Consider the following 12,889-nt stretch of genomic DNA (forward strand, 5'->3'; position numbering starts at 1 on the left):
TGAGCTCTGACCGAGGCCCTCGTTAATTCAGATCAGCTCTATGAGCCTCGGCGCCATAAGCTTTACCCGGCATTTCGTTGACCAGGTGACATCTGGCGTCTTGATGATTCCGATCGCCTGGGTCGCCTGGCCTCAATCCAGCGGGTCTAGAAGAATGGCACGGAAGTCGTTGACGTTCGTGCCGGTCGGTCCGGTGACGAACAGGTCGTCGATCGCGGCGAAGGCCGACCAGCTGTCGTTGCGCTCCAGGAATTCGGCTGCATTCTTCTCTCGAGCGGCAAGCCGTGAAACGGTGGTGCCGTCGGCAAAGGCGCCGGCATTGTCCTCGGAACCGTCGATACCGTCCGTGTCGGCGGCAAGCGCCGAAATGCCCTTTTTGCCGGAAATGGCGCAGGCGAAGGATAGGAGGAACTCGCTGTTGCGACCGCCTTTGCCCTTGCCCTTGATCGTCACCGTGGTTTCCCCGCCAGACAGAAGAAGCATGGGCTCTTGCGATGCCAGCCCCCGCTGCAGGATCTTGGCTACGATCGCCCCATGTTGACGACCGATTTCCGATGCTTCGCCCTCGATGGCATCGGAAAGCACGATCGTCTCGACGCCGGCCTTGCGGGCGACATCGGCAGCCGCATCCAGTGCGATGGCCGCCGAAGCAACGAGCTTTATCTCGTTGCGGGCGAAATGAGGGTCCGAAGGCAGCGGCGGCTCATCCGTGTCATCCTCGAGATGACGCATCACCGCGTCAGGTAAATCGAGACCATAATGTTCTATGATCGCCATTGCATTGGCGCGGGTCGTCTCGTCGGCAATAGTCGGGCCGGAGGCAACCAGGGCGGGGTTGTCGCCGGGAATATCTGAAACGACGAGGGAGACGACCTTTGCCGGATGGGCAAGGGCGGCCAGCCGCCCTCCTTTGATACGCGAGACCTGCTTGCGCACGGCATTCATGGCGCCGATCGGTGCACCGGAGGCAAGCAAGGCCCGGTTGACGGCGATCTCATCGGCAAGCGTGAGATCGCCGGCCGGCGCGGGCAGCAGTGCCGAGCCGCCGCCGCAGATGAGGGCGACGACCAGATCGTCTTCCGTGAGACCGCCCACCGCTGCCATCAACCGATCTGATGCGTGCAGGCCACTTTCGTCCGGCACCGGATGCGCGGCTTCGAGAACCTCGATACGCTCACACGGCACGGCGTAGCCGTAACGCGTCACAACAACGCCGGAGAGCGGTGCATCCCAGAGACGCTCGAAGGCCCGAGCCATCTGCGCCGCTCCCTTGCCGGCACCGACCACCACCGTCCGGCCCTTCGGTTTTTCCGGCAGATGGGCGGCGAGCGCCTTGTCCGGATCGGCAGCCGCAACCGCTGCATAGAAGAGCCTTTCCAGAAAGGCGCGGGGATCGGCGATGTCAGGCATCGGGTCTCTCACATGTTACGCGACGGGATGGTTCGCCATGCGCTCCAGCGCCTTGACGAGACCGGAATGATCGAGCCCGCTGTCGCCATTGGCGGCGCACTGATTGAAAAGCTCCTGCGTTGCCGCAGTGTTCGGCAGCGAGACGCCGAGAGCCTTGGCGCCTTGCAGGGCAAGGTTCAAATCCTTCTGATGCAGGGAGATGCGGAATCCCGGTTCGAAGGTGCGCTTGATCATCCGTTCGCCATGCACTTCCAGGATGCGTGAGGAGGCAAAGCCGCCCATCAGGGCCGAGCGCACGCGGGCCGGATCGGCGCCGGCCTTCGATGCAAAGACGAGGGCCTCGGACACCGCCTCGATCGTCAATGCGACGATGATCTGGTTGGCGACCTTTGTGACCTGGCCATCGCCGCAATCGCCAACGAGCGTGATGTTCTTGCCCATCAGCTGAAAGAGCGGCAGCGCCCGCTCGAAGCTTGCCTCGGAGCCGCCGGCCATGATGGATAGCGAGGCGTTCTTGGCACCGACTTCGCCACCGGAGACGGGCGCGTCGACATATTCGGCGCCCGTTTCCCGAACCTTCCTGGCGAATTCCTTGGTCTCGATCGGCGAGATCGAGCTCATGTCGATGACGAGCTTGCCCTTGGACAAGCCGTAGGCAACCCCGTTCTCGCCGAAGAGCACGTCTTTGACCTCGGGCGTATCCGGCAGCATCAGGATGATGGTATCGACGGTTTCGGCGAGCGCCTTCGGCGTTTCGACAAATTGCAGGCCGTTGTCGAGCAGCTCCTGGCGCGGCGGAATCGAAAACTTCGATGTGACGACGATGTGCCCGGCGTCCTGCAGATGCCGCGCCATGGGGGTGCCCATGATGCCGAGGCCGATAAATCCGATATGTGCCATGGTTGTTAGCTCCTGATATTGAGAATGGCGGCGCCTTCGGCGTGGCGTCCGGCTGCGGCAAACCAGCGGAGCCCCGCCGCGGTCGTCGTGCGCGGCTTGTATTCGCAGCCGATCCAGCCGTCGTAGCCGAGCGCATCGAGCGTTTCGAAGACAAAGGGGTAGGCGATCTCGCCGGTGCCTGGTTCGTTGCGACCCGGATTGTCGGCAAGCTGCACATGGGCGATCTGCGCCTGGTGCTTCTTGAAGGTGCCGATCAGCTCGCCCTCCGTACGCTGCTGGTGATAGAGGTCGTACTGAATGAACAGGTTGTCGCTGCCGACTTCGGCGATGATCGAAGCGGCCTGATCCGGCGTGTTGAGATAAAACCCCGGAATGTCGAACCTGTTGATCGGCTCGATTAACAGCCGTATCCCGTGCTTGCCGAGCTCTTCCGCCGCATATTTGAGGTTGACGAGGAAGGTGGTCCGCAGCACCTCATCGGGCACGCCGGCCGGAATAATGCCTGAGAGGCAATTGACCTGGCTGCAGCCGAGCGTCGTCGCATAGTCGATCGCGGAGGCTACGCCGCGGCGGAATTCGTCGATACGATCGGGCAGGATCGCGATGCCGCGCTCGCCGCCGGCCCAATTGCCGGCGGGCAGATTGTGCAGCACCTGGGTCAGGCCATGACGATCGAGTTCGGCGCGCAGCGCTTCCTTCGCGAAATCATAGGGAAAGAGATATTCGACGCCCTCGAAGCTCGCCTTGGCGGCAAGCGCGAAGCGATCCAGAAACAGCGCTTCATTGAAGAGCATGGTCAGATTGGCCGCAAATTTCGGCATGGTTATTCCTCCTTCAGTCCAGCAGAGCGAGGATTGCGGTTGGGGCATCCTCGCCACGTTCGGCAAGTTCCTCGAACTCGACGACCGCATTGATGTCGGCGCCCATGGCGATGTTGGTGACGCGCTCCAGAATGAACTCGATGACGACGGGAACCTGATGCTCTGCCATCAGCTGCCTTGCTGTCGTGAACGCCTCTTGGAATTCGTTCGGGCTGCGCACCCGGATAGCCTTGCAGCCAAGCCCTTCGGCAACTGCGACATGGTCGACGCCATAGCCGGGTTCGGCGTTGTCAGTGGCATTGATGTTATCGAAGGCGAGGCTGACCTCGAAATCCATGTTGAAGCCGTGCTGGGCCTGCCGGATGAGGCCGAGATAGGAATTGTTCACGACCACATGCAGGTAGGGAAGCTTGTGCTGCGCGCCGACCGCCAGCTCCTCGATGAGGAACTGGAAATCGTAGTCGCCGGATAGGGCGACGATCGGACGGTCCGGATCTGCGGCACGCACGCCGAGTGCTGCCGGTAGGGTCCAGCCGAGCGGGCCGGCCTGGCCGCAATTGATCCAGTTGCGTGGTTTGTAGACATGCAGGAACTGTGCGCCGGCGATCTGGCTAAGCCCAATGGTCGAGACGTAGCAGGTATTGCGGTCGAAAGCCTTGTTCATCTCCTCATAGACGCGCTGCGGCTTCAGCGGCGTCTGGTCGAAATGCGTCTTGCGCAGCATGGTGCGCTTGCGCTCGCGGCATTCCTCCGCCCAGGCCGACCAGTCGCGCAGCTTGCCTTCCGTCTTCCATTCCGTCGCAACGTCGAGGAAGAGCTTCAACGCGGCAGCGGCATCGGAGACGATGCCGAAATCAGGAGCGAAGACACGGCCGATCTGGGTCGGTTCGATATCGACATGCACGAAGGTCCGGCCCTCGGTGTAGGTCGAGACGTTGCCGGTGTGGCGATTGGCCCAGCGATTGCCGATCCCGAAGACGAAATCGGAGGCGAGTAGGGTCGCATTGCCGTAGCGATGCGAGGTCTGCAGCCCGCACATGCCGGCCATCAATGGATGATCGTCCGGGATCGTGCCCCAACCCATCAGCGTCGGGATGACCGGAACGCCTGTGATCTCGGCGAATTCGACGAGCAGGTCGGAAGCATCGGCGTTGATGATGCCGCCGCCTGCGACGATCAGCGGCCGCTCGGCCGCGTTCAGCATGGCAAGCGCCTTTTCCGCCTGCGCCCGCGTCGCCGACGGCCTGTAGGGCTCAAGCGGGGCATAGGTTTCGATATCGAACTCGATTTCGGCGAGCTGGACGTCCACAGGCAGATCGATGAGGACCGGGCCGGGGCGACCCGAGCGCATCGTATGGAATGCCTTCTGGAAGACGTAAGGAACGAGAGCCGGCTCCATGACGGTCACGGTCCATTTGGTAACGGGGGCTGCGATCTTGGCGATGTCGACCGCCTGGAAATCCTCCTTGTCGAGACGGGCGCGCGGCGCCTGGCCTGTGATACAGAGAATCGGAATCGAATCGGCAGAGGCGGAATAGAGGCCGGTGATCATGTCGGTGCCGGCAGGCCCAGACGTTCCGATGCACACACCGATATTGCCCGCGCGGGCGCGGGTGTAGCCCTCGGCCATATGGCTTGCACCTTCGACATGACGGGCCAGCACATGGCGGATAGAGCCGCGCGCTTTCATCGCCGAGTAGAAGGGGTTGATCGCAGCGCCGGGAACGCCGAAGGCGCAATTGACGCCTTCCTTTTCCAGAACCAGCACTGCGGCATCGACTGCGCGCATCTTCGCCATGGGAATTTCCTCCGTTTCTGGACCGAAGGTACCGCATGGGTGAACGAGCGCAATCTAAAAATGGAAATCAATCCCATCATATGGAAATAAACATTTTCAACAAATCTGGAACAATCGAAGCGAAGCGGATATGTCATGAAGCCAAAACGAGCGGCGCCAAACTGCGGGGCGCGCCTTTAGTCAAAAGTGAGCGTCATGGCGGAAAATCCGGAAAAGACGAGGGGCAGGCCGGGCCGGAAGCCGGCAGAGAATGCGGCGGCTTCATCCGTCCAGGTGCTCGATCGAAGTCTGAAACTCTTGGAGTTGGTGGCCGAAGCCGATGGCGCGGTTTTGACCGATCTCGCCGACAGATCGGCCATGGCGCCCTCCACCGTCCATCGGCTACTGACTTCTCTCGCCCAGCACGGCATGGTCGCGCATGACGATGAAAGCGGCGCCTGGACGATCGGGGTGAAAGCCTTCGAGATCGGAACGGCCTATTTGCGCTTCCGCAAGCTCGGTACCATCAGCCGGCCTTTCCTCAAGCAGTTGATGGAGGCGTCTGGCGAGACCGCCAATATTGCCATCGAGGAAGATGGCGACGTTGTCTTCATCTCCCAGGCGGAAAGCCATGCGCCGATGCGCGCCTTTTTCCGCCCGGGCCGGCGCGGACCGATCCATGCTTCGGGTATCGGCAAGGCGATCCTTTCCACCTGGGCGGACAGCCAGATAGAGGCTTTGCTCAAAGGGCGGTCGTTGCAGCATTTCACCGATAAGACCCGCGATACGCTGCCCGTGCTGCTTACGGATATGGCCGAGATCCGCTCGCGGGGCTGGTCGATCGATGATGAGGAACATACGCTCGGCATGCGATGTGTTGCGGCGCCAATCTTCGATGAGTATGGCGAGGCTATTGCCGGCATCTCGATTTCAGGCCCGGCTGTGCGGCTGCCGGATGAAAGGGTTGCCGCGCTCGGCCCGGTCGTGCGGGCGGCGGCGGAAGAATTGACGAAGGCGATGGGCGGAAAATCGAAGCGAACCTAGAGGCCTTCGCCGCCGTCTCTCCCGCGACGACGGCGTTGCCGGTCCGCCACATTTATTTGGTCAGGCGATCTGCAGTTGCTCGCGTACGATCGTGTCTGCTTTCTTGCCCTTGGTCTTCATCGCCTTGCCGGCGACATAGACTTGGGCAACGCACCGGTCGTCACCCATGGTTTGGAGAATGAAGAGCTCCTCGGCCAGCGACGTGGCGGTGCGCATGCGAAATTCCATGGCCGACTTAGCGCCGGAATCAAGCACGACGATATCGGCGTCCGCGCCCGCCTGCAGCGAGCCGATCTGCTTTTCGAGCCCGAGTGCGAGAGCGTTGCCGCGTGTCATGCGATAGAAGGAGTTGAATGGCGTCAGCCGTTGCCCCTGCAGGTGCAGCACCTTGTAGGCTTCATCCATCGTTTCCAGCATGGAAAAGCTGGTTCCGGCGCCGACATCGGTTGCAACCGACCAGCGTGCACCGACCTTGTCGAACTGAGCGGCATTGAAGAGCCCGGAGCCGAGGAAGAGGTTCGAGGTCGGGCAGAAGACACCCACCGCGCCGGTCTCCGCGAGCACCGCGACTTCCCGTTCGCTCATGTGGATGCAATGGCCGAGCAGCATGCGGTCGTTGAGCAGACCGTAGCGGCCATAGATATCCGTATAGTCCTTGGCCTTTGGATAAAGAGAGGTGGCAAAGGCGATCTCGTCCCGATTTTCCGAGAGATGCGTCTGGACATAGCAATCCGGGTGTTCGGCAACGAGAGCCTTGCTCATTTCCATCTGCTCGGGCGTCGAGGTAATCGCAAAGCGTGGGCTGATGGCATAATGCACGCGGCCGCGGCCGTGCCATTTTGCAATCAGCCGCTTGGTCTCCTCGTAGCCGCGCTGCGGCGTATCGCGCAGCGCCTCCGGCGCGTTGCGGTCCATCATCACCTTGCCGCCGATCATGCACATGCCGCGCGCTTCGGCGGCCGCGAAATAGGCATCGACGCTTTCCGGGTGCACCGAACAATAGGCGACGGCCGTCGTCGTACCGTTCGACAAGAGTTCGTCCATGAAGCGGTCCGCGACTTCGGCCGCATGCGCGGCGCGGGCGAATTTCTGCTCCTCGACGAAGATATAGGTGTTCAGCCATTCGAGCAGCTGCGCGCCATAGGAGGCGATCGCCTGCGTCTGCGGGAAATGAAGATGTGTGTCGATAAAGCCCGGCAGGATAAGGTTCGGGCGATGGTCCGCGATCCGGATACCGGCGTCTGCCAGCTTGCGAATGTCGCCATGGGCACCGATTTCCATGATCTTGCCATCGCGAACATAAACCGCGCCATCCTCGATGTAACGATAGGAGGTGGTATCATCGATGCCTTGCGGCTCGGCAAGGAAGGTCAGCACACGGCCACGGATCAGGACTTCATTCATTGGGTTTTCTCCCCATTGACGGCATTTTCGTACCAGGAGACAAGCAGCCGGCGCTCCTCGTCGGTTATGTGTGAGGCGTTGGCGGGCGGCATGGCATGGCTGCGGCCAGCCTGCAGGTAGATCTCGCGCGCATGGGCAGCGATGTCGCGGTCGGTCTCGAACATCACGCCCTTCGGCGGAGCGACGATCCCCTCCCAGCTCGGCTCCTTCGCATGGCACATGGAGCAGCGCCCCATCACGGTGTCGCGGACCTTCGGGAAATCCTGCGCCGTGATGAAGGGCTGCTGGATGGCAGAGACCTTCGTTGTTGGTTCGCCGGCCAGGATCTTCGGCACCGTGGAGAGCCACATGATGATAATGAACAGGATGACGGTGATCAGCCAGGTCCAGGTCGGGTTACCGGCATTGGCGTGCCGGGTATTGAACCAGTGGCGGATCGTGACGCCCATCAGGAAGACGAGCGAGGCGATGATCCAGTTGAACTGCGTGCCGAAAGCCAGCGGATAGTGGTTCGACAGCATCAGAAACAGCACCGGCAGCGTCAGGTAGTTGTTGTGCGTCGACCGCTGCTTGGCGATCCTGCCGTATTTCGCATCCGGCGTGCGCCCGGCAAGCAGGTCGGCGACGACGATCTTCTGGTTCGGGATGATGATGAAGAATACGTTCGCCGACATGATCGTCGCCGTGAAGGCGCCGAGATGCAGGAAGGCGGCGCGGCCGGTAAACAGATGCGTATAGCCCCAGGCCACCGCGACCAGAATGAAATAGAGCGCCACCATCAGCCGCGTATTGTCATTGCCGAAGGGCGACTTGCAGATCAGGTCGTATAGGAGCCAGCCGCCGGCGATCGAGCAGAGCGAAATGGCGATCGCCACTGGCTTGGAGACATCGAGCACAGCCGGATCGATCATGTAGAGGTCGGCGCCGGCATAATAGACGAGACAGAGCATGCCGAAGCCCGACAACCAGGTGACGTAGCTCTCCCATTTGAACCAGACGAGATGATCAGGCATGTTGGCCGGCGCTACCAGATATTTCTGGATATGGTAGAAGCCGCCGCCGTGGACCTGCCACTCCTCGCCGTAGGCTCCCGGCGGCAGCGCCGGATGTTTTTTCAGGCCGAGGTCAAGTGCTACGAAATAGAACGACGAGCCAATCCAGGCGATGGCGGTGATGACGTGCAGCCAGCGGACGGCAAATGTCAGCCAGTCCCAGGCGATGGCATATTCATACATGGGAACTCCTCCCGGCCTTCATGGGCCCGATCTTTACGGGACTGTTTGCCATCGCGTGATTTTCTCGAAAATCCCAGTGAATCCGCCAACACTTTCAAAAAAATCTATAAGATGAACCCTGGTTTGTTCCGCGTGCCGATGTGGTAGAAAGGTGCCATGTCCTATCTCGATAATGTCCGTGTCTTCGTTCGCGTGGTCGAACTCGGTACTCTCTCGGCAGCGGGACGCGACCAGCGCGTCACGCCTGCGGTCGCGAGCAATCGCATCAAGGAGCTCGAGCGCCATCTCGGCGTGCGCCTCTTCAACCGCACCACGCGTAAGCTCTCGCCGACCGAGCATGGCCGCGTTTTCTACGAAAAGGCGGTGAAGATCATCGAAGCTGTCAATGAGGCGGAAGCGGCGATCGCCGATCTCTCACGCAATCCGAAGGGTTCGCTGAGGATCACCGCGCCGCTCGGCATAGGGCGGCGGTTGATTGCCTCGGGCATTCCGGAATTTCACGACAAATATCCGGATATCGAAGTACGCCTGCGCCTGTCGGATCACAATGTCGATATCCTTGCGGAGGGTGTCGACGTCGCCTTCAAGCTCGGCGTCTTGGAAGATTCAAACCTGCGCATGCGCGGCATCCTCAACTGCGAGCGCGTGCTGTGTGCTTCGCCGACCTATCTCGCGCGCCGCGGCGTACCGGCGAGCGCGGATGCTCTAATTGCCGACAAACACGACTGTCTTCTGCTGCGCTATCCTGGCTCGAAGGAATATTACTGGACGCTAATGACCGCAGAAGGCCCCCGCAAATTCGAAGTCGCGGGCCCCTATGACAGCGACGACGGCGACGTGCTCACCCAATGGGCACTGGAAGACCGCGGCATCATCAACAAACCGCTGTTTGAGGTGAAGGCCTATCTGATAGAAGGGCGATTGGTCGAGATCCTGAAGGAGAGCCCTCCGGCGCCGGTTCAACTTGCGGCCATCTATCCGCACAAACGTTTCCAGGATCCGAAGGTCCGCCTGATGATCGATTTCATGGCGGAGCGCTGTCAGCGGCTGATCGGCAAGCTGCTTGAGGACGAGCCGGTAGCTGCGGCTACGGGCGGTTAACGCTGCCCGCAAACCTTGCGTGATCAGCCGTCCAGCTCAGCGCTGCCGTCATGATCTCGGCGGCCGCCAGTGTAGCGATGACGGTCGGACGTTTGTCTTTCACAGCCGTTCCGCCGATCGGGCAGATGAGGCGATCGAAAAGCTCCGTCTCGCCGCTTTCGCGCGACAGCCAGTTGCGGAAGGTGGCGCGCTTCGTCTTGGAGCCGATCATGCCGACATAGGCGGCATCCGAGCGCTTGAGCGCTTCTGCGGCAATCAGGAAATCGAGCGCGTGGTCATGAGTGAGGATGACGAAGCTGCTGCCGGCGGGCGCATCGCGCACCACGGCTTCCGGCATGGCTGTGAGACAGGTCTCGATGCGCGGCACGTTGGAGGCAATCAGCTCCTCTTCCCGCGTATCGATAAGCACCACGCGTAACGGTGCCAGCGAAAGCGCCATGGCGAGGGCATCGCCGACATGGCCGGCGCCGAAAACATAGACATGTGGGCGTGCGGCCATCTCGCGGTCGCTCCGAGCTATGAGGTCATTCGCAAGCCTCGGGTTAAGGGTGGTGAAGGCGAGGCCCACCCGGCCGCCGCAGCACTGGCCGATCTCCGGACCGAGCGGTACGTTCATCGGCTCCGCCGCAAGGCCGGAGCGCAGTGCCCGTCGTGCCTGGTCGATCGCCATATACTCCAGTGCGCCGCCGCCGATCGTCGCAAAGATTGCCCGTTCCGATACCAGCATCCAGGCATCCGCATCGCGCGGCGCGGAACCTGCGACCCCCGTCACCTCGACGAGCATCGATGCCGGTTCGCGGCGCAGGAAATCCCGGATATCTTCACGGGCGGCAGGCATGATCTTACTCCTTCTTCGCCGCCTTGAGGCGCTCGATCGCCATCAGCACCCGTTCGGGCGTTGCCGGCGCGTCGAGACGCGGGCAGATCTTATGGTCGGCGACGCTCGCCACGGCATCCGAAAGCGCATGCAAGACGGAAAGCCCGAGCGGCAGCGGCGGTTCGCCCACGGCCTTGGAACGATGGATCGTCGGTTCATGGGCCTCCGACCAATCGGTCAGGGCTACATTGAAAATCTTCGGGCGGTCGGATGCAAGCGGGATCTTGTAAGTCGAGGGCGCGTGCGTTCGAAGACGCCCCTCGCCATCCCACCAAAGCTCCTCCGTCGTCAGCCATCCCATGCCCTGGATGAAGCCGCCCTCGACCTGACCGATATCGATGGCCATGTTCAGGGAGCGTCCGGTATCGTGGAGGATATCGGTGCGTTCGACCACATATTCCCCCGTTAGCGTATCGATCGATACTTCCGAGCACGCCGCGCCATAGGCATAGTAGTAGAAGGCGTGGCCACGGCCCGCCTTGCGGTCCCAATGGATCTTCGGTGTCTTGTAGAAGCCGGCGGCCGAAAGCTGGACGCGGGCCATATAGGCCTTCTTGATGAGATCAGGGAAGGACATTTCGACATCGCCAATGCGCACGCGGTTGGGCAGGAACGTCACCTGCTCGCGGAGCACCTGATAGCTTTCGGCGGCGAAGGCGATCAGCCGGTCCTTGATCTGGCGTGCAGCGTTTTGCGCCGCCATGCCGTTCAAATCCGCGCCTGAAGACGCCGCGGTCGGCGAGGTGTTGGGCACCTTGGCTGTCGTCGTTGCGGTGATCTTTACCCGGTCGAGATCGATCTGGAACTCTTCTGCCACGACCTGCGCCACCTTCAGATGCAGGCCTTGCCCCATTTCGGTGCCGCCATGATTCATGTGCACGGAACCGTCGCTATAAACATGCACCAGCGCGCCGGCCTGGTTCGATTCCGTCTTGGTGAAGGAAATGCCGAATTTCACCGGGGTCAGCGCGATGCCGCGCTTGACGATACGGCTCTTGGCGTTGAATTCGGAAATTGCCTTGCGGCGCCCGGCATAATCTGCGCTTTCTTCCAGTTCGGCAACGATGCGCTGGATGATGCAGTCCTCCACCTTCTGGTGATAGGGTGTGAGGTTGCGCTCGCCCTGAACGCCCATCGCGTCGTAGAAATTCAGCTTGCGGATGTCGAGCGGGTCCTTGCCGATAGCGAAGGCGACTTCGTCGATCACACGTTCGGCGCCCACCATTCCCTGCGGGCCGCCGAAGCCGCGGAAGGCCGTGTTGGAGACGGTGTTGGTATAGAGCGGCGCCGATTTCGCCTGCACATGGGGAAAGAAATAGGCATTGTCGCAATGAAACAGCGCACGATCACCGACCGGGCCGGAAAGGTCAGCCGAGAAGCCGGCCCGGAGCGCAAACGTATAGTCCACGGCCAAGATGCGGCCCTCGTCGTCAAAACCGACATCGTAATCGATGGCAAAATCATGCCGTTTGCCGGTCGCGACCATGTCTTCATCGCGGTCGAGCCGGACCTTGACGGCGCGCTTCAGCTTCTTGGCGGCGATGGCCGCGATCGCAGCACACTGGTTTGCCTGGGTTTCCTTGCCGCCGAAGCCGCCACCCATACGGCGAACCTCGATCGTAACAGCATTGCTCGGGACGCCCAGCGCGTGGGCGACCATATGCTGCGTCTCGCTCGGGCCTTGGGTGGAGCAATAGACGACGACCTCGTCATCCTCGCCGGGCACGGCAAGCGAGACCTGGCCTTCAAGATAGAAGTGATCCTGGCCGCCCAGCCGCATACGGCCCTTCACGCGGCGCGGAGCGCTGTTGAGGGCGGCATCCGCATCGCCGCGCTTCAGCGTAAGCGGTGTAACCACCTGCCGATGGGTCGAAACGTCGAGATCCCAGATGTCGATATCGGCCGGCAATTCCTCGTATTCGATCTTTGCCAGCTTTGCGGCGCGGCGGGCCTGCTCACGCGTTTCGGCGATCACGCAGAAGATCGGCTGACCATGAAACTCGACCTTGCCGGCGGCAAGCACCGGGTCGTCGTTCATGTAGGAGGGGGAGATATCGTTGACGCCAGGCACGTCCTCATGGGTGAGCACGGCGACCACGCCGGGCGCGGCGCGCACTTCTGTCAGATTGACGGATTTCAGGATGCCGTGCGCAACGGTGGATAGGCCAAGCCCTGCATGCAGCGTTCCGGTCGGTTCGGTAATGTCGTCGATATAAACGGCGGCACCGGAAACATGTTTGTGCGCGGAGTCATGACGGGGGCTGGTATGAACCCCGCCAACGATGGTTTCGGCCTTGATGTCTGAAGCGTGTTTGTTCAT

The 12,889-nt window shown here is 61.4% G+C and carries 10 protein-coding genes; 2 read left to right on the plus strand and 8 right to left on the minus strand.

Going from position 1 to position 12,889, the window contains the following annotated elements; all coding sequences use genetic code 11:
• Window positions 1–132: 132 nt before the first annotated feature.
• The 4 genes from FHT73_RS12675 to gcl are packed head-to-tail and all read right to left on the minus strand — an operon-like array spanning window position 133 to window position 4,929.
• Window positions 133–1,410, minus strand: coding sequence for a glycerate kinase (locus FHT73_RS12675; protein WP_183712031.1), 1,278 nt, complete (start codon window positions 1,408–1,410; stop codon window positions 133–135).
• A 15-nt stretch (window positions 1,411–1,425) separates the two neighbouring features.
• Complete coding sequence (gene glxR, locus FHT73_RS12680; protein WP_183712033.1) at window positions 1,426–2,310, minus strand: 2-hydroxy-3-oxopropionate reductase; 885 nt, start codon at window positions 2,308–2,310, stop codon at window positions 1,426–1,428.
• Window positions 2,311–2,315: 5 nt separating this feature from the next.
• Window positions 2,316–3,131 carry a hydroxypyruvate isomerase gene (gene hyi, locus FHT73_RS12685; RefSeq protein ID WP_183712035.1) on the minus strand — a complete coding sequence of 272 codons (816 nt, stop codon included), beginning with the start codon at window positions 3,129–3,131 and terminating at the stop codon, window positions 2,316–2,318.
• Window positions 3,132–3,144: 13 nt separating this feature from the next.
• The gene (gcl, locus tag FHT73_RS12690; protein ID WP_183712037.1) at window positions 3,145–4,929 is read right to left on the minus strand and encodes a glyoxylate carboligase; all 1,785 of its coding nucleotides are present in this window, start codon (window positions 4,927–4,929) and stop codon (window positions 3,145–3,147) included.
• A 195-nt stretch (window positions 4,930–5,124) separates the two neighbouring features.
• Between gcl and bhcR the strand changes: the two genes are divergently transcribed.
• On the plus strand, window positions 5,125–5,952 hold the full coding sequence (gene bhcR, locus FHT73_RS12695; RefSeq protein ID WP_112609941.1) for an HTH-type transcriptional regulator BhcR: 828 nt from the start codon (window positions 5,125–5,127) through the stop codon (window positions 5,950–5,952).
• Between the two features lie 60 nt (window positions 5,953–6,012).
• Here bhcR and guaD read toward each other — a convergent pair whose 3' ends face one another.
• A complete protein-coding gene (gene guaD / locus FHT73_RS12700; protein WP_112609943.1) occupies window positions 6,013–7,356 on the minus strand; it encodes a guanine deaminase in 1,344 nt (447 codons plus the stop codon).
• On the minus strand, window positions 7,353–8,591 hold the full coding sequence (locus FHT73_RS12705; RefSeq protein ID WP_112609945.1) for a urate hydroxylase PuuD: 1,239 nt from the start codon (window positions 8,589–8,591) through the stop codon (window positions 7,353–7,355). Before FHT73_RS12705 ends, guaD begins: the two co-directional genes overlap by 4 nt.
• A 156-nt stretch (window positions 8,592–8,747) precedes the next feature.
• Between FHT73_RS12705 and FHT73_RS12710 the strand changes: the two genes are divergently transcribed.
• Window positions 8,748–9,692 (plus strand): LysR family transcriptional regulator, encoded by a 945-nt coding sequence (locus FHT73_RS12710; protein ID WP_112609947.1) that lies wholly within the window; start codon window positions 8,748–8,750, stop codon window positions 9,690–9,692.
• Here the strand turns inward: FHT73_RS12710 and xdhC are convergent.
• Window positions 9,679–10,530: a xanthine dehydrogenase accessory protein XdhC gene (gene xdhC, locus FHT73_RS12715; RefSeq protein WP_112609949.1), complete on the minus strand. Its 852-nt coding sequence runs from the start codon at window positions 10,528–10,530 to the stop codon at window positions 9,679–9,681. The genes FHT73_RS12710 and xdhC overlap by 14 nt on opposite strands.
• A gap of 4 nt (window positions 10,531–10,534) precedes the next feature.
• Complete coding sequence (xdhB, locus tag FHT73_RS12720; protein WP_183712039.1) at window positions 10,535–12,889, minus strand: xanthine dehydrogenase molybdopterin binding subunit; 2,355 nt, start codon at window positions 12,887–12,889, stop codon at window positions 10,535–10,537.

Origin of the sequence: Rhizobium sp. BK098, assembly GCF_014193155.1 — a bacterium.
GTDB lineage: Bacteria > Pseudomonadota > Alphaproteobacteria > Rhizobiales > Rhizobiaceae > Rhizobium.

Coding starts and splice junctions, on each gene's coding strand:
- FHT73_RS12675 (WP_183712031.1), bottom strand. CDS start 1,410: ATGCCTGACATCGCCGATCCCCGCGCCTTTCTGGAAAGGCTCTTCTAT.
- glxR (WP_183712033.1), bottom strand. CDS start 2,310: ATGGCACATATCGGATTTATCGGCCTCGGCATCATGGGCACCCCCATG.
- hyi (WP_183712035.1), bottom strand. CDS start 3,131: ATGCCGAAATTTGCGGCCAATCTGACCATGCTCTTCAATGAAGCGCTG.
- gcl (WP_183712037.1), bottom strand. CDS start 4,929: ATGGCGAAGATGCGCGCAGTCGATGCCGCAGTGCTGGTTCTGGAAAAG.
- bhcR (WP_112609941.1), top strand. CDS start 5,125: ATGGCGGAAAATCCGGAAAAGACGAGGGGCAGGCCGGGCCGGAAGCCG.
- guaD (WP_112609943.1), bottom strand. CDS start 7,356: ATGAATGAAGTCCTGATCCGTGGCCGTGTGCTGACCTTCCTTGCCGAG.
- FHT73_RS12705 (WP_112609945.1), bottom strand. CDS start 8,591: ATGTATGAATATGCCATCGCCTGGGACTGGCTGACATTTGCCGTCCGC.
- FHT73_RS12710 (WP_112609947.1), top strand. CDS start 8,748: ATGTCCTATCTCGATAATGTCCGTGTCTTCGTTCGCGTGGTCGAACTC.
- xdhC (WP_112609949.1), bottom strand. CDS start 10,530: ATGCCTGCCGCCCGTGAAGATATCCGGGATTTCCTGCGCCGCGAACCG.
- xdhB (WP_183712039.1), bottom strand. CDS start 12,889: ATGAACAAACACGCTTCAGACATCAAGGCCGAAACCATCGTTGGCGGG.